Here is a 23,157-nt window from a genome sequence, read left to right as displayed (position 1 = left end):
ACGAGGGCGGCGGGAAAGCCCCTCCCCCTTGTGGGGAGGGGTTGGGGAGGGGCAACTGCTCACACCATGATCGATGGAAGGCACAACCAGATGCCGCATTCCAACATCGACCCGAAGACCCGCAAACGCGCCCGCACTTTGCGCTCCGAACTCACAAAGGCGGAGCGCGAAATGTGGGACATACTCCGTGATTTCCGTCCGCGCGGGGCTCGCTTTCGCAGGGAAACACCCATCGGACCCTACATCGCCGATTTCGCCCGGCTTGCCGCACGTATCGTTGTTGAGGTCGATGGACACAGCCACGAAACAGATGAAGGGCGGATGCACGATCTGCATCGGGACACTTTCATGAAGTCACAAGGTTTCAAACTGCTGCGCTTCGCCAACGACTTGGTGATCGACAATCCAGACCATGTCTATCTGACAATCGAAGCCTCCATCGCACATCTTCTGAAGAAGGCCACCCCATGAACCCCACCTTCCTGCTCTGGCTGGGAGCCGCCATGGCAACCTTCCTCGGTGCCGCCACCGTCTCACGTGCCTATGTCGACAACGGCAAGCTCTGGGTACTCCTGGCCTCGCTTGCCCTCTACTGCGTCGGCAACCTGATGATGGTGAAGCTGATGCGCGAGGGTGGGCTGGGGCTCGCGATCTCCGCCTCCGCCATTGCCCAACTGGTCCTCATCAACGTCATCGCCTTCTTTGTCTTCGGCGAGCGCCTGAGCGCCGTACAGACGGCGGGCGTGGCGCTGGGTGTCCTGTCGATGGCCCTGATGCTCTATCCCGCGAAAGGAGGTGCCTGATGAAGGCTGCCCCCTCCCCGTTCCGTGACCGCATTCTGCCGGTCCTCACGGTGATCCTGGCGATCCTCGTCATCTGGCATGTCTTCGTCGTCTATCTGAACGCACCTTTCGTGCGCGACCAGGCGGCCCGTGCCAATGAAGACATCACCTTCAGCCAGGTGGTCGAACGCACCTTCGCGCAGGAGCGCCCGGTTCTGCCGGCACCGCACCAGATCGTCGTGGAGCTCTGGGATACGACGATCAACAAGGCCGTCACCTCCAAGCGCAGCCTGGTCTACCATGCCTGGATCACGCTCTCGGCAACGCTCGCGGGTTTTGCCATGGGCACCGTGCTTGGCATCGTGCTCGCCATCGCCATCGTCCATAACCGGGCCATGGACAAATCGCTGATGCCCTGGGTGATCGCATCCCAGACCATTCCGATCCTTGCCATCGCGCCGATGATCATCGTGGTTCTGAATTCCATCGGCATCTCAGGCCTCATGCCCAAGGCGCTGATTTCGACCTATCTTTCCTTCTTCCCGATTGTCGTCGGCATGGTGAAGGGCCTGCGCAGCCCCGACATCCTGCTGCTCGATCTGATGCACACCTACAATGCCAGTCAGTCGCAGACCTTCTGGAAGCTCCGCTGGCCGGCCTCGATGCCCTATCTCTTCACCTCGCTGAAGGTGGCGATCGCCATTTCGCTGGTCGGTGCCATCGTCGGCGAATTGCCCACGGGTGCCGTCGCCGGTCTCGGTGCGCGTCTGCTCTCCGGTTCCTATTACGGCCAGACGATCCAGATCTGGGCAGCCCTCTTCATGGCGGCGGGCCTGGCCGCCCTGCTCGTCTCGATCGTCGGCATGGCCCATACGCGGGTGCTCGCTCGCATGGGGGTCAAGCCATGAACGGTTATCTCGTCTTCGCCGTCATCTTCTGGCTCGGCGCCTGGGGTCTCAACGAGTGGCTCGTCCGACAGCGCCCGAAGGATGCATCGACCAAGCGCACCATCGCGCTCATCGTGCCCTTGATCTTCGGGGCAACTTTGCTGGTCATATGGGAATGCGTGGTGCGCGGCTTCGAGATCCCCTCGATCCTGCTGCCAGCCCCCTCGATGATCTGGGCCCGGATTGTCACCTCCACCGACATCCTCTGGGCGGACTTCCAGCAGACCTTCCTCAAATCGGTTCTGACCGGTTATGTCGCCGGCTGCGGTCTGGGCTTCATCGTCGCGATCCTCATCGACCGCTCGCCGTTTCTGCAGAAAGGCCTGCTGCCGATTGGGAATTTTGTGTCAGCTCTCCCCGTCGTCGGCATCGCTCCGATCATGGTCATGTGGTTCGGCTTCGACTGGCAGTCCAAGGTGGCCGTCGTCGTCATCATGACCTTCTTCCCGATGCTGGTGAACACGGTGCAGGGGCTCGCTTCGGCCAGCCACATGGAGCGCGACCTCATGCACACCTATGCCGCCTCCTGGTGGCAGACCCTGGTGCGCTTGCGCCTACCCGCCGCATGGCCTTTCATCTTCAATGCCCTGAAGATCAACTCCACCCTCGCGCTCATCGGTGCGATCGTGGCAGAGTTCTTCGGCACCCCGATTGTCGGCATGGGCTTCCGGATCTCGACAGAGGTTGGACGCTCGAATGTCGACATGGTCTGGGCCGAGATTGCGGTTGCCGCACTCGCCGGCTCGGTCTTCTACGGATTGGTGGCACTGGCAGAACGCCGGGTCACCTTCTGGCATCCGTCCGTCCGTGGTGGACGGACGTGAATTGGACTAACAAGAAAAGAGGGAACTGAAATGACTGTCAAACTCGCATCCCTTCTACTGGCTGCAGCGGTCTCGCTGACCGCCATGCAGGCCGCCGCCGCCGACAAGGTGACCCTCCAGCTGAAATGGGTAACCCAGGCCCAGTTCGCCGGCTACTATGTCGCCAAGGACAAGGGTTTCTACGAGGAGGAAGGCCTGGACGTCGAAATCAAGCCTGGCGGCCCCGATATCGCTCCCCCGCAGGTTCTGGCCGGTGGCGGCGCTGACGTGATCGTCGACTGGATGCCGTCGGCACTTGCCACACGCGAGAAGGGCGTGCCGCTCGTCAACATTGCCCAGCCCTTCAAATCCTCGGGCATGATGCTGACCTGTCTCAAGGAAACCGGCATCACCAAGCCGGAAGACTTCAAGGGTAAGACGCTCGGCGTCTGGTTCTTCGGCAACGAGTATCCGTTCCTTTCCTGGATGAGCACACTCGGCATCAAGACCGATGGCTCGCCGGACGGCGTCACTGTGCTGAAGCAGGGCTTCAACGTCGATCCACTTTTGCAGAAACAGGCCGCCTGCATCTCCACGATGACCTACAACGAGTACTGGCAGGTCATCGATGCCGGCATCAAGCCGGAGGAACTTGTCACCTTCAAGTATGAAGACGAAGGCGTGGCAACCCTGGAAGATGGCCTGTATGTCCTCGAAGACAAGCTCGCCGACCCGGCCTTCAAGGAAAAGATGGTCAAGTTCGTCCGCGCGTCGATGAAGGGCTGGAAATACGCTGAAACCAACCCGGATGAAGCTGCCGAAATCGTGCTCGAGAATGATGCCTCGGGCGCCCAGACCGAACAGCACCAGAAGCGCATGATGGGCGAAGTCGCCAAGCTGACCGCCGGCTCGAACGGCGCGCTGGACAAGGCCGACTATGATCGCACGGTCAAGACGCTGCTTGGCGGCGGTTCCGATCCGGTCATCACCAAGGAGCCGACCGGCGCCTTCACGACCGAGATCACCGACGCGGCCCTCAAGTAAAACCAGGCGGACCACAATCGAGACCGGGCATGGGGAGCGATCCCCATGCCCTTTTTTGTAGGTTTCACCTATCAATTCAGCGCTTTGGACTGGCATTTGCGCAACACTATCGTTCGAACTCGAACAATTTGTGCGATGCAGAAGAGATTCGCATGCTGCGGCTCTTGCAAGGCGTTTTTTCATCCCCCACCTCTTCGTGGAGAATATCTGATGCCGTAAATGTGAAGACGCGTGTTATTGTCTGGGAGCACCACGGCTGTGAGCCGAACGGTCCTCCGTCACGTATAAAGGCGAGATCTGCGACTATCGTTCTTTGGGAAGGGACTCATGTTTCAAACGCGCGCAACGGCGGTGCTGATCGCCGCCACACTGTCGCTGTCGGCCTCGGTCGCATTCGCGCAGGAACCGGCGGCCGCACCCGCTCCGGCCCAGAACCTTCCGGCGATTATCGTCACCCCTGCCGAAAGCCGCGATCTGGTGGACAGGGTCGTCGCGACGGGAACCGTTCGGGCCGTCGAGGAGGTCCAGGTCCAGCCTCAGGTCGAAGGCCTGCAGATCAAGTCACTGGAGGCCGACGTGGGCGACACGGTCCAGGCGGATGCGGTCGTGGCACGCCTCAACGAGGACACCCTCGTCCTTCAGCGTAGCCAGCTCGTCGCGAACCGCGCCAAGGCCGAAGCAGCCCTGGCCCAGTATCGGGCCCAGTTCGTCGAAGCCGAAGCGAGCCTCAAGGAGGCACAGCGTCAGTTTGACCGTGCAACGCGGCTGGCCTCATCCGGTTCCGTCTCGACCTCGCAAAAGGAACAGGCGGAAACCTCGCTTGCCAGCGCCACCGCCCGCATCGAGACCGCCCGTCAGGCGATCACTGTGGCCGAGGCCGATATCAAGGTTGTTGACAGCCAGATCGCCGACACCGATCTGCGCCTGGCCCGCACCGAAGTGAAGTCCTCCGTGTCCGGCACCATATCCGTCCGCAATGCCCGCATTGGTGCAATTGCATCGGGCGCAGGTGAGCCGCTTTTTACCGTCATTCGTGACGGCCAGATCGAGCTGGTGGCACAGGTGACGGAACGTGATATCCTTCGCCTCGAGCAGGGGCAGAAGGCCCTGATCTCCGTTGCCGGACGAACGGAACCGCTGACAGGATCCATCCGCCTCGTATCGCCGATCATCGATCCGGTGACACGCCTCGGTTCGGTCCACATTGCACTCGATGATGATGCCGCCGCCCGCGTAGGCATGTTTGGCAGCGCGGCAATCACTGTAGCCGAGGCCCGCGGCGTGGCACTTCCTCTGTCGGCGATCACGACGGAAGGTGGCAAGACGACGGTCCGCAAAGTGGAAGACGGCACGGTTCAAATGGTCGAGATCAAGACCGGCATTCAGGACGGCGCCCTCATCCAGGTCATCGAAGGCCTGAGCGAAGGGGACAAGGTGGTTGCCAAGGCAGGCGTCTTTGTCCGAGACGGCGACCGGATCAATCCGGTGGAAGAAACCAGCAGCGTTTCCAACTGAGGGGCGACGACGCCATGAACTTCTCTGCATGGTCCATACGCAATCCGATTGCGCCGATCCTGGCCTTCTTCCTGCTGATCGTCGTCGGCATCCAGTCGTTCAACGCGCTGCCGATCACCCGCTTCCCGAACATCGACGTTCCGCTGGTTGCCATCACGGTCGCCCAGAGTGGCGCCTCACCGGCTGAGCTCGAAAGCCAGGTAACGAAGGAAATCGAAGACGCGGTGGCATCGATCACCGGCGTCGACGAAATCAATTCGACCGTCACGGACGGGCAGTCCCAGACGGTTGTCATGTTCCGAATGGAAGTGCCGACCGAACAGGCCGTCCAGGACGTCAAGGACGCGATCGACCGGATCCGCGGTCAGTTGCCTGCATCCGTGGACGAACCGATCGTCGCCAAGATCGACGTCGAAGGCCAGGCGATCCAGAGCTTTGCTGTTTCCTCGCCAAACATGAACCTGGCCGAGCTTTCCTGGTTCGTCGATGACACGATCAAGCGCGCCCTGCAGGGTCAGCCTGGTATCGGGCGCGTCGACCGCTACGGTGGCTCGGACCGCGAGGTCCGCGTGGAACTCGACCCGAACCGGCTCGATGCACTCGGCGTCACCGCATCCGACATTTCCAGCCAGTTGAAGGGTACCAATGTCGATCTCGGCTCGGGTCGCGGTCAGGTTGCCGGCGCGGAACAGTCGATCCGTACGCTGGGTGACAACCGCGACGTGGAAAGCCTCGCCAACACGACAATCGCCCTGCCCGGCGGCCGTTTTGTCAAACTGTCCGACCTCGGCCGCGTGATCGACACCTATCAGGAGCAGAAGTCCTTCGCCCGTCACGACGGCAAGCCGGTCGTCTCCTTCGCGGTTTTCCGCGCCAAGGGTGCCAGTGAAGTGACAGTTGCCGAGACGGTCGCGGAAAGCCTGGCAACGGTTCGCGCAGAAAACCCGGACGTCCAGATCGAGATGATCGACGACTCGGTATACTTCACCTACGGCAATTACGAAGCCGCCATGCACACTCTCATCGAGGGTGCCATCCTGGCCGTCATCGTGGTTCTGCTCTTCCTGCGCAACTGGCGTGCGACCCTGATTTCCGCCGTGGCGCTGCCGCTGTCCGCCATACCGACCTTCTGGGTCATGGACATGATGGGCTTCTCGCTGAACCTCGTCTCGTTCCTGGCGCTGACGCTGGCGACCGGTATTCTCGTCGACGACGCGATCGTCGAGGTCGAAAACATCGCCCGCCACATCAAGATGGGCAAGACGCCCTATCGGGCAGCGATCGAAGCTGCGGACGAAATCGGTCTCGCTGTCATCGCGACGACGTTCACCATCATCGCGGTCTTTGTGCCTGTCTCCTTCATGCCGGGGATTCCGGGCCAGTATTTCATCCAGTTCGGCCTGACGGTTGCCTTCTCCGTCTTCTTCTCTCTGCTTGTGGCACGCCTCATCACCCCGATGATGGCCGCCTATCTCATGCGGGCCGAAGACGCGATGGACGACCATCACGACAACGACAGCCTGCCGCTGAAGCTGTACACGAAGCTCGTGCGCTTCACGACGCGCCGCTGGTATTCACGGCTCGGCACGCTGATTGCGGCCATCGCCTTTCTGATCGGTTCGATCATCCTTCTCGCCGGCGTTCCCGGCAGCTTCATCCCGCCGGAAGACGCAGGCCGTATCGTTCTCTCTGTCGAGCTTCCGCCGAACGCAACGCTCGACGAGACCGAGCGCAAGACGGACGAGATCTATGCCGCGATCAAGGACGTGCCCGACGTCGCGAGCATCTTCATCCTCGGCGGCTCCTCGCCCCGCGGGGATCGCGAACTGCGCCGCGCCAGCGTGACGATGAATCTCGATCGCATCGAGCACTCGCTGGCCAAGACCCTCGTCAACAAGGGCCTCGGCGGCATTCCGCTGATTGGCGACTATCTCCCGAAGCTGCCCGAGAACGGCCGTATCCGACCGCAATGGGATATTGAGGAAGAGGTCTTCACCAAGCTCGCCGGCATCGCAGATATCCGCATCACCAAGCTCAACGACCGCGGCGAGCGCGATATCACCTTCAACTTCCTCTCCAAGAACGAGGAAGAGCTGAACCAGGCCGTCGGCATTCTCGAAGCGAAGCTTCGCCAGGTGCCCGAACTCGCAAACGTCAGCGCCGACGGTGCCCTGCCCCGTCCCGAACTGCAGATTCGGCCGCGGGCAGACGAGGCAGCCCGCCTCGGCATCACCGCCCAGGACATTGCCCAGACGGTTCGTGTGGCGACCATCGGCGACGTCGACGCGGCCCTGCCGAAGATCTCGCTCGACAACCGCCAGATCCCGATCCGCGTTCAGGCCTCGCTCGACCTGCGCACGGATCTCGCCGCGATCCGCGCGCTCAAGGTGCGTACGTCAAGCGGAGCGACGGTGCCTCTGTCCAGTGTCGCCGACATCGACTATGCGGAAGGTGTCTCGTCGATCAAGCGCAACGACCGCAACCGTGTCGTGTCGATCGGGGCTGGCCTGCCACAGGGCGTCGCCCTCGACACAGCAACGGCAGCCTTCCGCACGACGGTGGAAAATGCCGATATCCCGGCAAGCGTCCGTCTCGCCGAAAGCGGGGACGCCAAGATCCAGGCCGAGATGCAGCAGAGCTTCGTCAACGCGATGATTCTCGGCCTCTTGCTGGTGCTGACGGTGCTGATCCTGCTCTTCAAGGACGTCATCCAGCCCTTCACCATCCTGTTCTCGCTGCCGCTGGCGATCGGCGGCGTGGCGGTCGCGCTGATCCTGACGAACAACGCACTCTCCATGCCCGTCCTCATCGGGATCCTGATGCTGATGGGCATCGTGACGAAGAACGCCATCCTGCTGGTCGACTTTGCCATCGAAATGCGTCGTCAGGGCATGCATCGCCTGGAGGCCATGGTCGAAGCCGGCCGCAAGCGCGCCCGCCCGATCATTATGACCTCGATCGCAATGTCGGCGGGCATGTTGCCCTCAGCGCTTGGCGTCGGCGAAGGCGGCTCGTTCCGCGCGCCGATGGCAATCGCGGTGATCGGCGGCATCATCGTCTCGACGGTGCTGAGCCTCGTGGTCGTGCCGGCCTTCTTCCTGATCCTCGACGACGTCTCCCGCCTCTTGGGCTGGATCTTCAGCCGCTTCGTCGGCAAGAAGGAGGAAGAAGAGGAGCCGCTCACCCCGGAAGTCCTGTCCTTCCTGGCCCGCAAGAACGTGCAGGCGCTGGAAGCCATGGAGAAACGTGTGGCTGCCGTCGAGAGGAGCCAGCCGGTATCGCGCAAGAGCGACGGAAAAGGCAACGTCGTCAACCTACCACCGCTCGCTGCGGAGTGATCGAACCGCCTGATCGGCCGCCCACGGGCGGCCGATCTGTTTTGCAGCAGGTCCAGCAAAACTGCATCATCGGTTTTGCGTCCGGATTGCGTAGAAGCACATTTCAGGGGATCCCGTTTGTCACCGGCAATGCTCCGGTGGCCGAACGTCTGAACGCCGACACCGGCAAAGCAGAAAGACAGCGCCACCGGGCTTCACGCTTGATTTCGCCAATCGTGATATGCCGATGGCCATTTGATCGAAATCAATCCACGCTTCCCCGAAGCGCGATAATCTGACCGGACTGGAAAGGGCACATTCACCCGGACCTGCAGGAGACGCGCATATGCGACCCGGCCCGGTTGGGCAGCGGGACCATAAAGGTGAAGCGACGACCGCAGCGGTGCATGCCTGGACCGAGATCTGGATGGGGAGCCGTGACGACCGTGAACAAGATCCTGAGACTGAACACACGCGACAAGAACACGCTTCTGCGAACCTCTTTCTTGTCCCAACTGGGCCCGACAGCGATGGCCTCGATGATGGAGATTGCCCATATCTCCAACTACGAGGGGCGCGACGTGCTCTTCCGCGAGGGCGAGCCTGCCGACTGCTTCTACAGTGTGCTCACCGGCTATGTCCGTCTTTACCGCCTCAACAAGGATGGCCGCGAGGCTGACATCCGCATCTGTGGCCCGGGCGATACCTTCTCCGAATGCCTGCTGGCCCTCGGTGATCGCTATCTATACAACGCGCAGGCTGCCGAACCCGTCACCCTTGCGCGCTTTGACTTGCAGCGCGTTCGCGCCCTTGCCGAGCATGAGACCGATGTGGCGAAGGCGATCATCCGCTGTCTGTCAGATCATCTGCGCACGACCATGGACTGCATTGCAAACGACCGGCTGCAGACAGCGCCGCAGCGTGTTGCCCATTATCTCCTCACCCATTGCAACACCGATGGCGGTGCAGCCTCGATCCGGCTGCCGTTCCAGAAGAGCCTGCTTGCGGGCAAGCTGGGTCTGGCACCAGAGGCGCTGTCGCGGGCGTTTTCGGCACTCAAGCGGTGCGGTGTCGTCGTGCGTGGCCGCACGATACAGATCAGTGACGTCAACGCGCTGAAGCAGATCTGACGCAGGCCTTGTCGACGCTACTGTTCGTGCCGCTCAGAGCCCCCCACTCTGCTGCAGAAAACGGACGATCCGGTCGACCCCATTGCCGCGCTTCAGGTCGGTGAAGACGAACGGGCGTTCGAGTCGCATCCGTCCGGCATCGCGCTCCATCACCTCAAGGTCGACTCCGACATGCGGGGCAAGATCGGTCTTGTTGATGATCAGCAGGTCGGATCGGGTGATACCAGGCCCGCCCTTGCGCGGGATCTCCTCCCCCTGGCAGACGGAAATGACATAGAGCGTGATATCGGCGAGATCCGGCGAGAAGGTTGCCGCGAGATTGTCACCGCCCGATTCGATGAACACGACGTCGAGATCGGGGATGCGTGCATTCAGATCAGCGATGGCCTTGAGGTTGATCGAAGCATCTTCGCGGATCGCCGTATGCGGACACCCCCCGGTTTCGACGCCGACAACACGATCGGACGTCAAGGCCTGCATGCGGATGAGCGCATCGGCATCCTCGCGCGTATAGATGTCGTTGGTGACGACGGCAACGGAGTAGTCGTCGCGCATGGCCTTGCACAGCTTCTCCGTCAGCGCGGTCTTGCCGGACCCGACCGGTCCACCGATACCGACGCGAAGGGGACCATTCTTCGATTTCATCATCTTCGTCCTGTGTGAGCGCTTTCGCCTAGGATTGGAACAGTCGTGAGTATTGCGCTTCGTGGCGCATGCTGAGCGTATCGGCGACGATGGTCGCAGATCCCAGGTCTTCGAGCCCGAGCTCGGAAAACCTCGAAGCCGCATCGAGGATCGGCCCCTCCAACGCGGCGAGGATCGCCACGCCTCGCGCCTGCCCGATGACGCCGAGACGGATCGACACAGACACATATTGCGAAACCTGCGCATGCAGAAAAGCCGCGAGCGCGTCCGTGACACCCACCCCATGGGCAGCCGCCACCGCGCCGACGGCGATGCCATAGGGCACCGGTCCCGACAGGTCATTGATGACAGGATGCGGCCAGGCCGCTGCTGCCTTCACGAAGGCCTCGCCGAGCCTGGTGACCTCCGCATGCCGCTCTGCCGATCCGGCCAGCGCTGTTGCAAGGGCCATCAGCTCATCGAGGTCCTCGCCCTGACTTTGGCCATGATGCGCTCGGGAGAGCAGGATCGCATCATTGCGCATTCCGCCATCGTTCAGCAGCGCCTCAAGCCAGCCCTCGACATCATCGCCATCAGCGACATGCCCTTCGACGACAGCACTTTCAAATCCCGCCGAATAGGAGAAGCCACCGACCGGGAAAGCCGGGGAAAGCCATGCCATCAACCGGAGTAACGCCTGTCGCCCCGCGAAGGTTTGTGGCGCGATGTCAGCCATGACCATGCCCGTTATCGTGATGCCCGCCATGCGATCCATGGCCGCCATGGGCATGATAGGCACCACGCACCGGTTGGAATGGCTCCACCACTTCGCTGACCTCGGCACCAAGACCAATCAGCATGTCGCGGATCACGTGATCACGCAGGATCAGGATTCGATCCAAGTTGATCTGCGCGGCGAGATGTCGGTTGCCGAGATGCCAGGCGAGTTCAATCAGATGAAGGGTATCGCGTGCGCGAATTTCGTAGAGTCTCTCCTCCGCGGCCTGAATCTCGATTGTTGAGCCATCGTCGAGAATCAGCCGGTCCCCGTGATGAAACAGCACCGGTTCCTTGAGATCGAGCATGACCATTTCGCCATTGTCGAGATGCAGCAGCTTGCGCCGCAAATGCCGTCCCTCATGCGGAAGGACCACCACTCCATCAGGCGCGTCGGTTATGAACCCGGCAGGTTTGAAAGACGTCGCGCGCTGCATGAAAACTCCGACATGGCTGTTTTTTGAACCATGCACAGAAATAGGGCAAACGGCAAGATTGTTCTTCAGTCGCGCTGTCCGATCGCAGCAAAAAGCCGTGCATCATCAGGAGCATGATCGTGCAGAGCATGATCGAGGATCGCCAGTGCATTCTCGTGCATGACCCTGTCCCGGCCGCTCTGCTTGGCGAGATACAACGCCTTGTCGGCCCAGGCATAGGTAACCTCCGCCGGCCGACCGACCCGTATCTCGGCCACGCCGGCAGAGATGGTCACGAAGAGTTTGGTGTCACCGAAGCTGACGCTGTTTGCCGCCACCCGCCGACGGGCCTCCTCGACCAGACAAAGCCGCTCCTCGATCGTGCCATCGGACAGGACCACCCCGAACTCCTCGCCGCCAAGTCGCGCGACGACATTCGCTTTGCCAAAAACATCCCGAAACTCGTCGGAAATGGCCTGAATGACCCGGTCGCCAGCCTGATGACCGAAACGGTCGTTGATCGACTTGAACCTGTCGATGTCGAGGATCACCAGAGACCCCTCGAGCTTCAGGTTCGAAAACGTCTCGTTGAACGCACGGCGGTTGGCCAGACCGGACAAGCTGTCGGTCCGGCTCAACTGTTCGAACTCGCGGCGCGAGCGCAGGAGATCGCGAATGACGTGGCCCGTGACGAAGGCGAGCCCGCCTGAAAGCACGCCAGCAAATAGCCAGGAAAAGGCGACCATCAATCGCACCATCTCATCGATCGGGATCGATACGAAGGCTGCAGCATAGAGGACAGGCAACAGAAGACACCCAGCGAGGCTGGTGGCGATGACGGAGCGAAAGCTGACCTGAAGCGCAAAACTGCGGATGGTCGCAGGGCTTTCGAATTGCCCCGTTTCGATCTGCCGCCAAAGCGCTCTGCCGATGCGACTCACAGCCTGCTCCCCCATGCACAGCTAACGACTTAGGCTGCGTCGGTTGGCCAAATCCTAATGGAATCGCTCAAATGCAATGGATCTGCAGATTGATCGGCAAAGACCCGAAAAAAGACCAGAACACAATCAACGCGAGCATACGACAGAATAATCAACCGCTGCTCACTACACTCCATCGGGAGATCGAGGCTGTCGATACTGACCGGAGACGCTCAGGCATCCCGGTGCAAATCGAGGGAGAGATCGAGCAGTTGCGGCAGCGGCGTCCACCAGCCGGTACGAATCCCGCCCGCACGTAATATGGCGGCGGTCCAGGTGTTGCAGCCGATGAAAGCGTTGAAAGCCCCATGGGCCTCGAAGAAGGCGTCATCAAATCCGTAGGCAGCACCTGGAATGGCAACCGGCATTCCTTCGTGACGGCTGAAGCTCTCGCGTATCGCTGCAATGATCCGGCTGCGCCCCTCCTTCGTCACCGTTAGCGGGCGGATGGACGGATGCGTCGGATCGATCGGCCCGGCAACAGAGACATGCAGCACGGAGCGATCGACGGTCAGCGCCTTCAACACCGGCAGCGGCCGGATATCGCCCCAGGTCGGCGTCTCCACATAGAAGGACCGCCCACCCCAGCCGAAGACGAGGTACTCGACGCCTGGCATGTCGACCGGCAGGCCGTCCAAGGCGAGATCCGCAAACGCCGCCCGCACCTCGTCATCGACAGGCAAAGCGATGTCCGTGTGGATGGGATTGGCAAGCAGCAGGATCTGCGTTTCGCCCTGAACGGCAGCTTCTGCCGGCGCGGTCAAAGGCCGGGGAACAAACACACCCATGGCCAGGGCAACGAAAAGGGCGACCAGCAGGCCGCCCATCCATTTCATCAACTGAAAGGCAAAGCGCATCAGAACAGGAAGTACCGTTGCGCCATCGGCAGCTTGGTCGCCGGTTCGCAGGTAAGCAGCTCGCCATCGGCGCGGACTTCATAGGTCTCCGGATCCACTTCCACATGCGGCGTCAAGTCGTTGTGGATCATGGACTTCTTCGAGATACCGCCACGCGTGTTCTTAACCGCGACCAATTGCTTGGCGATCCCGAGACGGTTGCCGAGACCGGCGTCGAGGGCGGCCTGGCTGACGAAGGTGACGGAAGAGTTCGTGCGTGCCTTGCCATAGGCGCCGAACATCGGGCGGTAGTGCACAGGCTGCGGCGTCGGGATGGACGCATTCGGATCGCCCATGGGAGCAGCGGCAATCACGCCGCCGAGCACCACCATGTCCGGCTTCACGCCGAAGAAGGCCGGGTTCCAGATGACGAGGTCGGCGCGCTTGCCGACTTCGATCGAACCGATCTCATGGCTAACGCCATGGGCAATCGCAGGGTTGATCGTGTACTTGGCGACATAGCGCTTGGCACGCATGTTGTCGTTGTCGCCGGTCTCCGACGGCAGCGCGCCGCGCTGGCGCTTCATCTTGTCCGCCGTTTGCCACGTACGGATGATGACTTCACCGACGCGACCCATGGCCTGGCTGTCGGACGAGATGATCGAGAAGGCACCGATGTCGTGCAGGATGTCTTCGGCAGCGATCGTTTCCTTGCGGATACGGCTTTCAGCAAAGGCAATGTCTTCGGGGATAGACGACGAAAGGTGATGGCAGACCATCAGCATGTCCAGATGCTCGGCCACCGTGTTGACCGTGTAGGGCCTCGTCGGATTGGTCGATGACGGAATGACGTTGAGCTGGCCGCAGATCTTGATGATGTCGGGCGCGTGCCCGCCGCCTGCCCCTTCGGTGTGGAAAGCATGGATCGTCCGGCCGCGGATGGCATTAACGGTGTCCTCAACGAAGCCGCTTTCGTTCAGCGTATCCGTGTGGATCATCACCTGCACGTCATACTGGTCGGCGACCGAGAGGCAGCAATCGATGGCGCCCGGCGTCGTGCCCCAGTCCTCGTGCAGCTTGAGAGAAGTAGCGCCGCCCAGCACCATTTCCTCAAGCGCACCCGGCAGCGATGCATTACCCTTGCCGGCAAAGGCGAGGTTCATCGGGAAGGCATCGGCTGCCTCGATCATCCGCGCGATATGCCAGGGCCCCGGCGTACAGGTGGTGGCCAGTGTACCATGCGCCGGCCCCGTGCCGCCGCCGAGCATGCAGGTGAGGCCGCTCATCAGCGCCTCCTCGATCTGCTGTGGGCAGATGAAGTGGATATGCGCGTCCATGCCGCCGGCGGTCACGATCTTGCCCTCGCCGGCAATAGCCTCCGTGCCCGGACCGACGATGATGTTGACGTTCGGCTGCGTGTCCGGATTGCCGGCCTTGCCGATCGCAACGATCCGGCCGTCCTTCAAGCCGATATCGGCCTTCACGATGCCCCAGTGGTCGAGGATCAGCGCATTGGTGATGACGGTGTCGACGGCGCCGTTCGCCCGCGTCACCTGGCTCTGGCCCATGCCGTCGCGGATGACCTTGCCGCCGCCGAACTTCACCTCTTCGCCATAGCTGGTGAAGTCCTTCTCCACCTCGATGAACAGCTCCGTATCTGCAAGACGCACCTTGTCGCCCGTGGTCGGACCGAACATCGAGGCATAGGCGGCGCGGGACATCTTGTAGGACATGGGCGTCAGGTTCCTTGGGCGAGGGAGGAAGCAAAGAGAGGTATGAGGCGCATGACGCGACCGCTGGCGATGTAGCGGTCCACCAGTCGACGCTCCGCATCGAAGGGATGGCCGTCCCAGCCGCTATGGCCGAAACCGGCGAGAATGATGGTGTCGTCGGCGTGATCTGGATCGGACAGCAGAGCCTCGATCACCACCATGCCGCTCGACGGCACGACATAGGGCTCGGCACCGAGAGCCAAGAGAGACGCATCCAGCGCTTCGTGAACATTGCGATGGATGATCCGGTGGCGCTTGCCGTTGGCCGTGGCAAAGGTCGCGAAACCGTCTGTGTAGTCGTCGCAGAAATCATCGAGTTCCGGATGGCTGACCGCAAGCTGCGGCTTCAGGTCGGCAAATTTGTCGGGATCACGCACCGACCAGATCTCAGCGGTACGGCTCACCGCTTCGCTATCGCGCCAGGCGGGATCGGCAAGCATTTGAGCCCCAGGACGACCGGTGTTGCAGACGGCGATGATGTCGGTACGGCGGCCCGCCGCACCAAAATTCCGGCTGCCATTAAAGCGGATCACGAGATCGGCCGCGTCGATCAGGGGGGCAGCCCCCGCATCAACCGGTCCATTGCCCACGATCATGATCTGTCTCGCCCGAGCCATCGCGTCAAACCCTCAATAGAGCCCGACCAGCGATTTCAGCTCTTCCGTACGGCGCTTCGTCAGCTCCGCAAGGCAGGACGAAATCATCAAAGGCTGCATCGAACCGCCTTCGGCCGAGTAACCTTCGACATCGCAGGCCGCGTCGCGATAAGCGAGCCAGGCACGTTGCGAAGCCAGAAGCCGCTTGGCGGCCCCATTGTCGTCCGAAGGTGGCGAGGCCTTGTCCCATGCCAGCATGGCGGCCCGCGTTTCGGCCCACTGGGCGTTCATGGCGGCATCGGCTTGTCGAAAGTCATCGGCCGCACATTGGTTCATGTCGGCCTGGGTCTGGGCATTGTTGCAATCGACGTCCCGCACGTCCTCACCCGAGGCCGGCGCGTCTTGCAGCAATACGCAACCGCACAGCATCAGGATCACGCTCCAGTTCATCGCTCGCCCCATAACCGCTCCCCTGGCCCCTTCATCTCAGAGGCTGCCCATGACCTGCTGGCGAAAACCGTAGACCTCGCGCTTGCCCGACAGCGGGATCAGCGTCACCTGCCGAGTCTGGCCGGGCTCGAAACGCACGGCCGTTCCAGCCGGAATGTCGAGCCGCATGCCCCGCGTCTTTTCACGCTCGAAGATCAGTCCGGCATTGGTCTCGTAGAAATGGTAGTGGCTGCCCACCTGCACAGGGCGGTCGCCGCTGTTCGACACCTCGATCGTGACGGTCGGATGGCCGGCATTCAGTTCGATTTCACCAGGTGCTGCAATGATTTCACCGGGGATCATGGGCCTCTCCTTCAGCGAATGGGTTCGTGAACGGTGACGAGCTTCGTACCGTCGGGAAACGTCGCCTCGATCTGCACGTCGTGGATCATCTCGGCGATGCCTTCCATCACCTGGTCGCGGGTGATGACATGCGCACCCGCCTCCATGAGATCGGCCACGGCCCGGCCGTCACGCGCGCCTTCAACGACGAAGTCGGTGATCAGCGCGATCGCTTCCGGATAGTTGAGCTTCACGCCCCGTTCGAGCCGCCGCCGGGCGACCATGGCCGCCATCGCGATCAGCAGTTTGTCCTTTTCCCGCGGCGTCAGATTCATGCGTGCTCCAATCCGTGATCGTCAGAGAGTCCAGACTTTTGGCACAGACGCGCCCTCACGCAAGGCCGAAATGATCGGGATCAGGATTTTTCTCAGGGCAAAGCCATCAGCGGCGGCGACACGGGCAACAAGCTTGCCTTGCCAATGACTTACGCCGCCCATTTCTTCACCGATCTGCTCACGAATTGGGCGGATCAGCGCCTCGGCGCGCGGACTGACGAAGATGAGGGTAGCAAAGGCGACGCGTCCGGCAAGCACCGCCGGGGATGCCACAAGCCCTGCCACATCACCCTCGAATTTCAGCTCTTCGGCATGCAGCAGCTTTCCGCCCTGGCGGATCCGCCAGCGGTCGCGCACGAGCCCGGCATTCATCGCCTCGCCCATGGCCTTGCGCCCGAGCAGGATAGCCTCGACAGCGAGGAATTCAGCATCGTCAGCAAGATCAACCTCCAGCCGACGGGTGAGCGACGCATTGTCGAAGAGAATGCTTTCCTGTGGCAGCCAATGCATCCGGGCGCCCTCCCCCACCTCGATGCGTGTGGTGATCTGACCAGTGCCAGCGGAGGCCTTGTAGATCTTCTCGCAGGCCTGGGTCGTTGCGGTGAGAAAGCAGCCGGGCCCGGCCCGGAAATTCCAATCAAACTGGTCACCGCCGGTGATGCCGCCGGCGGTGTTGATCGTCACCGCCTCGAGTTCGTTGGTGAAGCTTTCGGGAAGGCGGATCTTCGCCGCCCCTTCCTGATAAAGCTCGGCGATGCGCGTGCGCCCGCCGAGCGACTTCGTCACAAGTCGTCCGACACCACGGGCGCGTTGCTGTCTGGTTTGCTTGTTAGCGTGCACCTTGTCCCCTGCCCGCCATCGCTGATCGCGGCGGTTTTCTGTTTGTCGCCACAGGCAGCATCAACCGCGACCGTCGCAATCATCTCGCCGCCAGAGGCCTTGAAGAACTCCCACATTCTATCGGTCGCATCAACCTCGCGGATCGCCTTGTCGCCGTTGGAGGCGAGCCGGAAGCGCACCGTACGGGCCGGCCAGGCATGGTCGGCGCTGGCAATCACGTAGGAGACGACGCTGGTGCCGGCACGGCAGCCGGCATAGGTCGCCACGTCTGCATTTTTACCCGTCTCGATGGCAGCGCGCGTCTCGCAGCCGTTCAGCTCGGCCCAGCGGTTGAGCGCCACTTCGCCACCGTAGCGCCAATAGGCCCGGCCACCGCCTTCGAACGGGTTGACGTGATCCTTCTTGCCCGAGAATGCGATGATCGAGACAGGCCGGCTGGGCTGGCAGCTTTCGCGGCGCGGGCGCCACACACCGTTTTCCTCGACAGGGGTCCCTGCACGCAGGCCCATGACGAAGCCGGCGGCGGCAAAGTCGCCGAAGCCGTTGCAGATATATTGCGACAGCATGCGTCCGCCACCGGAATAGCCCGAGGCATAGACCTTGGTGGCGTCGATGCAGAACCTCTCTTTGGCGAGGCCGAGCAGATCGCGGATCGCCAGCGACTCATCAGCACCATCGCCCTTGGTGACACCGGGCACGTTCCAGGCATGCGTATTGGGCAACTCCCCCTTCAGGCTGCCCGCAAGTGCCATGACCACGAAGCCCTCGCGCTCCGCCACTTCGTTCCAGTGGCTGCGGCCAAGCTGAACCGTCGGATTGCTGTTCGAGCCATGGAAGTCGAGGACCAGCGGAACCTTCTTCTTGCCCGTATAGGTCGATGGGATGACATAGACTGCCTCCCGATCGATGCCGTCGGACTGAAAGGTGAGGTTGTACTGTCCGGGAGTGACCGGTTCGCCGCAACCAGCGGCCTGGGCGGCAGCGCTCGAAATACCAAAGAGAAAGAGCCCCGCGACCACGCGAAATACGCCGCGTGCCCGCACGTGTGGGAATACCGTGCTGGTCGTCATGATGTGCCTTCTGTTCGCAGATGCGCGCAAAATACCACGCGAGACTCCAGCATCAACCCGACTTCGCTAATAAATCATCAACCCTGTCTTGCAAAATCACACGGTCAGGTGGCGGCGCGCTTCCGGCGTATCCAGCGTCTCGGCCGCGCCCTGATGCACGATCTCGCCGCGATCCATGATGTAAACGTGATCGGCAAGCTCCCGGCAGAAATCGAGATACTGCTCGACGAGCAGGATCGCCATGCCGGTCGTGTCGCGCAGATAGCGGATGGCGCGGCCGATATCCTTGATGATCGACGGCTGGATGCCTTCGGTCGGCTCGTCCAGCACCAGGATCTTCGGCCGCGTCACCATGGCCCGCCCGATCGCCAGCTGCTGCTGCTGGCCACCGGAAAGGTCACCGCCGCGCCGCGACAGCATCGAATCGAGCACCGGAAACAGGCTGAAGATATCGTCGGGAATGAACCGATCCTTGCGGTCGAGCGGGGCATAGCCCGTCTCCAGGTTTTCCTTGACCGTCAGCAACGGAAAGATCTCGCGCCCCTGCGGCACATAGCCGATGCCGTTGCGCGCCCGGTTGAACGGCGCCATGCCGTTGAGCTTGGTTCCGTTGAAGGTGATCGTGCCCGCAGACACCGCATGCTGGCCGGTTATGGCGCGCAAGAGCGACGACTTGCCGACCCCGTTTCGCCCGAGAACGCAGGTGATCTTGCCCATCTCGGCATGGATCGAGACGCCCCGCAGGGCCTGGGCTGCGCCGTAGTGGAGATTGACGTTTTCGACTGTCAGCATGGTAGACCTCCGCTGGCGGTGAGGGTCCGGACGATACCCCCCTCTGCCCTGCCGGGCATCTCCCCCTCAAGGGGGGAGATCGGACGACGGCCAATGCCGCAGACCGAAGGGACCGCTGGATATGTTTCTAGTTTTCGTGCGCCCATGGCGCGAGGTATCAGGGCATGAGCGGCCGGCCGAATACCGATCTCCCCCCTTGAGGGGGAGATGGCCGGCAGGCCAGAGGGGGGTACCCAAACGGCAACGTCAGACAGCATCCGATCACCGCCCCAGATAGTTCTCGATGACCTTCTGGTCATTCGAGACGAAATCGATCGAGCCTTCCGCCAGCACGGACCCTTCCGCCAGACACGTCACCTTCACCCCGAGATCGCGGATGAAGCCCATGTCGTGTTCGACGACCACGACGGAGCGGGTCTTGGCGATTTCCTTGAGGAGAATAGCGGTTTCCGCCGTCTCGGCATCGGTCATCCCGGCAACCGGCTCGTCGACCAGCAGAAGCTTGGGTTCCTGCGCCAAAAGCATGCCGATCTCCAGCCACTGCTTCTGGCCATGGGAGAGATTGGCGGCGAGCTCGTCCTTGCGATGGGTGAGCCGGACCGTCTCCAGGATCTCTTCGATGCGTGCCTTGTCTTCGGACGACAGGCTGTAGAACAGCGTCGCAAAGACCCCGCGCTTGCGGTTGAGCGCCAGTTCCAGATTGTCCCAGACGGTATGGCTTTCGAACACCGTCGGCTTCTGGAACTTGCGGCCGATCCCGAGCTGGGCGATCTCGGCCTCATCCTTCTTGGTCAGGTCGATCTTCCCGCCATCGAAGAAGACCTCGCCGCTGTCGGGCCGGGTCTTGCCGGTGATGATGTCCATCATCGTCGTCTTGCCCGCGCCGTTCGGGCCGATGATGGCACGCAGTTCCCCAGGTTCGACGATGAAGGACAGCGAATTCAGCGCCTTGAAGCCATCGAAGGAGACGGAGACACCGTTGAGATAGAGCAGGCTGGACGTGGTCTTGTCGCTCATCACATCACTCCGCAGCCACGGGGGCCGATTGGGGTTTTAGGTCGGTGTTCGCCGCATCCTTGTCGGCGGCATCGCGGAACTCCTTGCGGCGTGCGAGATACTGCTGGACCGTGCCCACGATGCCCTTGGGCAGGAAGAGCGTGACGCAGATGAAGAGCGCGCCGAGCGCAAACAGCCAGAGATCGGGGAAGGCACCGGTGAAGTAGCTCTTGCCGACATTGACCAGGATGGCCCCGATGATCGGTCCGATCAGCGTGCCGCGCCCGCCGACAGCAGCCCACACCACGACTTCGATCGAATTCGCCGGATCGAATTCGCCGGGATTGATGATGCCGACTTGCGGCACGAAGAGGGCACCGGCAATGCCCGCCATCATCGCCGAAACGACGAAGGTGAAGAGCTTGATGTTCTCGACCCGGTAACCCAGGAAGCGCACCCGGCTTTCCGCATCGCGCACGCCGACCAGCACCTTGCCGAACTTCGAACGGGTGATGCCGGACGCGATCACCAGGCAGAGTGCGAGGAAGATGGCCGAGAGCGCAAAGAGCACCGCACGCGTTCCGTCCGCCTGGACGGAGAAGCCGAGGATTTCCTTGTAGTCGGTGAGACCGTTATTGCCGCCGAAGCCCATGTCGTTGCGGAAGAAGGCGAGCATCAGCGCATAGGTCATCGCCTGGGTGATGATCGAGAGATAGACGCCGTTGACGCGGGAGCGGAAGGCAAACCAGCCGAAGAAGAAGGCGAGCAGACCGGGCACGATCAGCACCATCGCCATGGCGACGGGGAACATGTCCATGCCATGCCAGAACCAGGGCAGTTCCTTCCAGTTCAGGAAGACCATGAAGTCGGGCAGGATGGGATCGCCATAGACGCCACGCGATCCGATCTGGCGCATCAGATACATGCCCATCGCATAACCGCCGAGCGCGAAGAAGGCGCCGTGGCCGAGCGAGAGGATGCCGCAGTAACCCCAGACCAGATCAAGCGCCAGCGCGAGCAACGCGTAGCAGAGATACTTGCCCATCAGCGACATGACATAGGTCGGCACATGCAGCGGGCTGTCGGGTGGCGTCAGCAGGTTGAGCGCCGGAACGAGCAGAGCGAAAGCGAGGAGAATGCCGACCGCAATCAGGATCTTGCCTTCGAGTGCACGCAGGATGAAGCCGGTAATCATGCTTCCACCGCCCTTCCCTTGAGCGCGAAGAGGCCGCGCGGACGTTTCTGAATGAAGAGAATGATCAGCACGAGCACGAGGATCTTGCCGAGCACCGCACCAACCGAGGGTTCGAGGAACTTATTGAGGATGCCGAGCGACAAGGCGCCGACCAGCGTGCCCCAAAGGTTGCCGACCCCACCGAAGACCACGACCATGAAGCTGTCGATGATATAGGCCTGGCCGAGATTGGGAGAGACGTTGTCGATCTGGGAAAGCGCCACGCCGGCGATACCGGCAATGCCCGATCCGAGCGCAAAGGTGAAGGCATCGACCCAGGGGGTCCGAATGCCCATGGACGACGCCATGCGGCGGTTCTGGGTGACGGCACGCATCTGCAGACCGAAGGCGGACTTCTTCATCAGCGCGAGCAGCGCAAAGAAGATGGTCAGCGAAAAGAGCACGATCCACAGACGGTTCCAGGTGATCGTCATGCCGCCCAGCGCAAACGAGCCGGACATCCAGGAGGGGTTGCCCACTTCCTGGTTTGTCGGGCCGAAGATGGTGCGCACGGTCTGCTGCAGGATCAGCGAAATGCCCCAGGTCGCGAGCAGGGTTTCCAGCGGACGGCCATAGAGGAAACGGATGACGCCGCGCTCGATGACGAGCCCGATCAGCGCCGTCATCAGGAAGGCGACGGGCAAAGCGATGGCCAGCGACCAGTCGAAGAGTTCGGGATAGCTGGTGCGGATCACCTGCTGCACCACGAAGGTGGAATAGGCGCCGATCATCACCATCTCGCCATGCGCCATGTTGATGATGCCCATGACGCCGAAGGTGATGGCAAGGCCGATGGCCGCAAGCAGCAGCACGGAGCCAAGCGAAATGCCGTACCAGACGCTCTCGGCGGTATCCCAGAGCACCAGCTGGCTTTCGATCTTCGAGACGGCGGCATCGAGATCCGGCCGCAGCGCTTCGTCAATCGTGCCGGAGACCGAGAGCAGGATGCTCTTGGCCGGACGACCGCCGATCGAAGCGACAGCCTCGATGGCGCCGCGCTTTTCCTCGATCGAGCGGTCCGAGGCAAGGATGGACACGGCCCGGGCCTGCTCCATCCGCGACTTGACCTCGGGATCGGTTTCCTTGGCGAGAGCAGCCTCGACGAGCTCGAGATTCTCGGCACTTGGAGACTGCAGCACCGCCTGGGCGGCGGACAGACGCACATCCCGGTCCGGGCTGAGCAGCGTCAGGCCGCCAAGCGCAGAACGGATTGCGCGGCGGAGATTGTTGTTCACCTTGACCTTGGTGAAGGCGCCCTTCGGCTCCTCGCCGATTGTCTCGCCGGTGAGCGGATCAATCGCGGCGAGATTGCTGCCGGCAGCCTTGGTGATGACGACGGCACCATCCGACTTGCGCACGAAAAGATCGCCTTCGGCAAAGGCTTCGAGCGCAGGAACGACGCGCGGATCGCCTGTCGCGGCGATCTGCCCGAGCAGTTCCTCGGCCTGCTTGAAATTGGCCTTGCCCAGCGCGTTGATGAGATCTCGGGGATCGCTTTGTGCCAGCGATGGCGCTGTCATCAGGAACAGCGCGGCGATCAGGGTGAGTAAGCCTCTAAACATGTCCTTGGTCCTCTGTCG

General features: G+C 61.9%; 24 protein-coding genes. 8 read left to right on the top strand and 16 right to left on the bottom strand.

The features are described from left to right. The first annotated feature begins 66 nt into the window (after positions 1 to 66). From H6M51_RS14600 to H6M51_RS14565, 8 genes are all read left to right on the top strand, one after another. Entirely contained in the window at positions 67 to 471 is a 405-nt protein-coding gene (locus tag H6M51_RS14600; RefSeq protein ID WP_246780531.1) for an endonuclease domain-containing protein, read from the top strand. Further along, positions 468 to 803 carry a hypothetical protein gene (locus tag H6M51_RS14595; protein ID WP_185810542.1) on the top strand — a complete coding sequence of 112 codons (336 nt, stop codon included), beginning with the start codon at positions 468 to 470 and terminating at the stop codon, positions 801 to 803. The genes H6M51_RS14600 and H6M51_RS14595 overlap by 4 nt, the downstream gene beginning before the upstream one ends. Continuing rightward, positions 803 to 1,690, top strand: coding sequence for an ABC transporter permease (locus tag H6M51_RS14590; protein WP_185810541.1), 888 nt, complete (start codon positions 803 to 805; stop codon positions 1,688 to 1,690). Before H6M51_RS14595 ends, H6M51_RS14590 begins: the two co-directional genes overlap by 1 nt. Further along, the gene (locus H6M51_RS14585) at positions 1,687 to 2,553 is read left to right on the top strand and encodes an ABC transporter permease (protein WP_185810540.1); all 867 of its coding nucleotides are present in this window, start codon (positions 1,687 to 1,689) and stop codon (positions 2,551 to 2,553) included. Before H6M51_RS14590 ends, H6M51_RS14585 begins: the two co-directional genes overlap by 4 nt. A gap of 30 nt (positions 2,554 to 2,583) precedes the next feature. Further along, positions 2,584 to 3,576 carry an ABC transporter substrate-binding protein gene (locus tag H6M51_RS14580; protein ID WP_185810539.1) on the top strand — a complete coding sequence of 331 codons (993 nt, stop codon included), beginning with the start codon at positions 2,584 to 2,586 and terminating at the stop codon, positions 3,574 to 3,576. 327 nt (positions 3,577 to 3,903) lie between these two features. Beyond that, positions 3,904 to 5,091, top strand: a complete 1,188-nt coding sequence (locus H6M51_RS14575) for an efflux RND transporter periplasmic adaptor subunit (RefSeq protein WP_185810538.1) — start codon at positions 3,904 to 3,906, stop codon at positions 5,089 to 5,091. 14 nt (positions 5,092 to 5,105) lie between these two features. Beyond that, complete coding sequence (locus H6M51_RS14570) at positions 5,106 to 8,429, top strand: efflux RND transporter permease subunit (RefSeq protein ID WP_185810537.1); 3,324 nt, start codon at positions 5,106 to 5,108, stop codon at positions 8,427 to 8,429. Positions 8,430 to 8,854: 425 nt separating this feature from the next. After that, positions 8,855 to 9,538, top strand: coding sequence for a Crp/Fnr family transcriptional regulator (locus H6M51_RS14565; RefSeq protein WP_348644497.1), 684 nt, complete (start codon positions 8,855 to 8,857; stop codon positions 9,536 to 9,538). Positions 9,539 to 9,571: 33 nt separating this feature from the next. On the opposite strand, the gene ureG is transcribed toward H6M51_RS14565, so the two are convergent. The 16 genes from ureG to urtB form a co-directional block, all read right to left on the bottom strand. Next, on the bottom strand, positions 9,572 to 10,183 hold the full coding sequence (gene ureG / locus H6M51_RS14560; protein ID WP_185810535.1) for an urease accessory protein UreG: 612 nt from the start codon (positions 10,181 to 10,183) through the stop codon (positions 9,572 to 9,574). Between the two features lie 28 nt (positions 10,184 to 10,211). Next, a complete protein-coding gene (locus H6M51_RS14555; RefSeq protein ID WP_246780530.1) occupies positions 10,212 to 10,844 on the bottom strand; it encodes an urease accessory protein UreF in 633 nt (210 codons plus the stop codon). A gap of 46 nt (positions 10,845 to 10,890) precedes the next feature. Beyond that, the gene (gene ureE, locus H6M51_RS14550) at positions 10,891 to 11,376 is read right to left on the bottom strand and encodes an urease accessory protein UreE (RefSeq protein WP_185810534.1); all 486 of its coding nucleotides are present in this window, start codon (positions 11,374 to 11,376) and stop codon (positions 10,891 to 10,893) included. 65 nt (positions 11,377 to 11,441) lie between these two features. Then, on the bottom strand, positions 11,442 to 12,296 hold the full coding sequence (locus H6M51_RS14545; protein WP_185810533.1) for a GGDEF domain-containing protein: 855 nt from the start codon (positions 12,294 to 12,296) through the stop codon (positions 11,442 to 11,444). A 212-nt stretch (positions 12,297 to 12,508) separates the two neighbouring features. Next, entirely contained in the window at positions 12,509 to 13,192 is a 684-nt protein-coding gene (locus H6M51_RS14540; protein WP_185810532.1) for a TIGR02117 family protein, read from the bottom strand. Further along, positions 13,192 to 14,904, bottom strand: coding sequence for an urease subunit alpha (ureC, locus tag H6M51_RS14535; protein ID WP_185810531.1), 1,713 nt, complete (start codon positions 14,902 to 14,904; stop codon positions 13,192 to 13,194). Before ureC ends, H6M51_RS14540 begins: the two co-directional genes overlap by 1 nt. A 5-nt stretch (positions 14,905 to 14,909) precedes the next feature. Further along, positions 14,910 to 15,539, bottom strand: coding sequence for a Urease operon accessory protein (locus H6M51_RS14530; RefSeq protein ID WP_246780529.1), 630 nt, complete (start codon positions 15,537 to 15,539; stop codon positions 14,910 to 14,912). Positions 15,540 to 15,572: 33 nt separating this feature from the next. Further along, entirely contained in the window at positions 15,573 to 16,001 is a 429-nt protein-coding gene (locus tag H6M51_RS14525) for a lysozyme inhibitor LprI family protein (protein WP_185810529.1), read from the bottom strand. Between the two features lie 24 nt (positions 16,002 to 16,025). Further along, complete coding sequence (locus tag H6M51_RS14520) at positions 16,026 to 16,331, bottom strand: urease subunit beta (protein WP_185810528.1); 306 nt, start codon at positions 16,329 to 16,331, stop codon at positions 16,026 to 16,028. 11 nt (positions 16,332 to 16,342) lie between these two features. After that, positions 16,343 to 16,645, bottom strand: coding sequence for an urease subunit gamma (locus H6M51_RS14515; protein ID WP_006725821.1), 303 nt, complete (start codon positions 16,643 to 16,645; stop codon positions 16,343 to 16,345). 21 nt (positions 16,646 to 16,666) lie between these two features. Then, positions 16,667 to 17,485: an urease accessory protein UreD gene (locus H6M51_RS14510; protein WP_185810527.1), complete on the bottom strand. Its 819-nt coding sequence runs from the start codon at positions 17,483 to 17,485 to the stop codon at positions 16,667 to 16,669. Beyond that, positions 17,428 to 18,555: a PHB depolymerase family esterase gene (locus H6M51_RS14505; RefSeq protein WP_185810526.1), complete on the bottom strand. Its 1,128-nt coding sequence runs from the start codon at positions 18,553 to 18,555 to the stop codon at positions 17,428 to 17,430. The genes H6M51_RS14510 and H6M51_RS14505 overlap by 58 nt, the downstream gene beginning before the upstream one ends. A gap of 96 nt (positions 18,556 to 18,651) precedes the next feature. Beyond that, positions 18,652 to 19,347: an urea ABC transporter ATP-binding subunit UrtE gene (gene urtE, locus H6M51_RS14500; RefSeq protein ID WP_185810525.1), complete on the bottom strand. Its 696-nt coding sequence runs from the start codon at positions 19,345 to 19,347 to the stop codon at positions 18,652 to 18,654. Positions 19,348 to 19,608: 261 nt separating this feature from the next. Then, entirely contained in the window at positions 19,609 to 20,364 is a 756-nt protein-coding gene (gene urtD, locus H6M51_RS14495) for an urea ABC transporter ATP-binding protein UrtD (protein WP_185810524.1), read from the bottom strand. 4 nt (positions 20,365 to 20,368) lie between these two features. Continuing rightward, a complete protein-coding gene (gene urtC, locus H6M51_RS14490; protein WP_185810523.1) occupies positions 20,369 to 21,538 on the bottom strand; it encodes an urea ABC transporter permease subunit UrtC in 1,170 nt (389 codons plus the stop codon). Next, positions 21,535 to 23,139 carry an urea ABC transporter permease subunit UrtB gene (gene urtB, locus H6M51_RS14485; protein ID WP_185810522.1) on the bottom strand — a complete coding sequence of 535 codons (1,605 nt, stop codon included), beginning with the start codon at positions 23,137 to 23,139 and terminating at the stop codon, positions 21,535 to 21,537. Before urtB ends, urtC begins: the two co-directional genes overlap by 4 nt. Positions 23,140 to 23,157: the final 18 nt, after the last annotated feature.

Source organism: Rhizobium sp. AQ_MP (genome assembly GCF_014237835.1).
In the GTDB taxonomy this organism is placed as follows: Bacteria; Pseudomonadota; Alphaproteobacteria; order Rhizobiales; family Rhizobiaceae; genus Allorhizobium.
The sequence above is the reverse complement of the archived record's forward strand: the minus strand, read 5'-3'. Positions and strand labels throughout refer to the sequence as shown.

Coding starts and splice junctions, on each gene's coding strand:
- H6M51_RS14600 (WP_246780531.1), top strand. CDS start 67: ATGATCGATGGAAGGCACAACCAGATGCCGCATTCCAACATCGACCCG.
- H6M51_RS14595 (WP_185810542.1), top strand. CDS start 468: ATGAACCCCACCTTCCTGCTCTGGCTGGGAGCCGCCATGGCAACCTTC.
- H6M51_RS14590 (WP_185810541.1), top strand. CDS start 803: ATGAAGGCTGCCCCCTCCCCGTTCCGTGACCGCATTCTGCCGGTCCTC.
- H6M51_RS14585 (WP_185810540.1), top strand. CDS start 1,687: ATGAACGGTTATCTCGTCTTCGCCGTCATCTTCTGGCTCGGCGCCTGG.
- H6M51_RS14580 (WP_185810539.1), top strand. CDS start 2,584: ATGACTGTCAAACTCGCATCCCTTCTACTGGCTGCAGCGGTCTCGCTG.
- H6M51_RS14575 (WP_185810538.1), top strand. CDS start 3,904: ATGTTTCAAACGCGCGCAACGGCGGTGCTGATCGCCGCCACACTGTCG.
- H6M51_RS14570 (WP_185810537.1), top strand. CDS start 5,106: ATGAACTTCTCTGCATGGTCCATACGCAATCCGATTGCGCCGATCCTG.
- ureG (WP_185810535.1), bottom strand. CDS start 10,183: ATGAAATCGAAGAATGGTCCCCTTCGCGTCGGTATCGGTGGACCGGTC.
- H6M51_RS14555 (WP_246780530.1), bottom strand. CDS start 10,844: ATGGCATGGCTTTCCCCGGCTTTCCCGGTCGGTGGCTTCTCCTATTCG.
- ureE (WP_185810534.1), bottom strand. CDS start 11,376: ATGCAGCGCGCGACGTCTTTCAAACCTGCCGGGTTCATAACCGACGCG.
- H6M51_RS14540 (WP_185810532.1), bottom strand. CDS start 13,192: ATGCGCTTTGCCTTTCAGTTGATGAAATGGATGGGCGGCCTGCTGGTC.
- ureC (WP_185810531.1), bottom strand. CDS start 14,904: ATGTCCTACAAGATGTCCCGCGCCGCCTATGCCTCGATGTTCGGTCCG.
- H6M51_RS14530 (WP_246780529.1), bottom strand. CDS start 15,539: ATGATCGTGGGCAATGGACCGGTTGATGCGGGGGCTGCCCCCCTGATC.
- H6M51_RS14525 (WP_185810529.1), bottom strand. CDS start 16,001: ATGGGGCGAGCGATGAACTGGAGCGTGATCCTGATGCTGTGCGGTTGC.
- H6M51_RS14520 (WP_185810528.1), bottom strand. CDS start 16,331: ATGATCCCCGGTGAAATCATTGCAGCACCTGGTGAAATCGAACTGAAT.
- H6M51_RS14515 (WP_006725821.1), bottom strand. CDS start 16,645: ATGAATCTGACGCCGCGGGAAAAGGACAAACTGCTGATCGCGATGGCG.
- H6M51_RS14505 (WP_185810526.1), bottom strand. CDS start 18,555: ATGACGACCAGCACGGTATTCCCACACGTGCGGGCACGCGGCGTATTT.
- urtE (WP_185810525.1), bottom strand. CDS start 19,347: ATGCTGACAGTCGAAAACGTCAATCTCCACTACGGCGCAGCCCAGGCC.
- urtD (WP_185810524.1), bottom strand. CDS start 20,364: ATGAGCGACAAGACCACGTCCAGCCTGCTCTATCTCAACGGTGTCTCC.
- urtC (WP_185810523.1), bottom strand. CDS start 21,538: ATGATTACCGGCTTCATCCTGCGTGCACTCGAAGGCAAGATCCTGATT.
- urtB (WP_185810522.1), bottom strand. CDS start 23,139: ATGTTTAGAGGCTTACTCACCCTGATCGCCGCGCTGTTCCTGATGACA.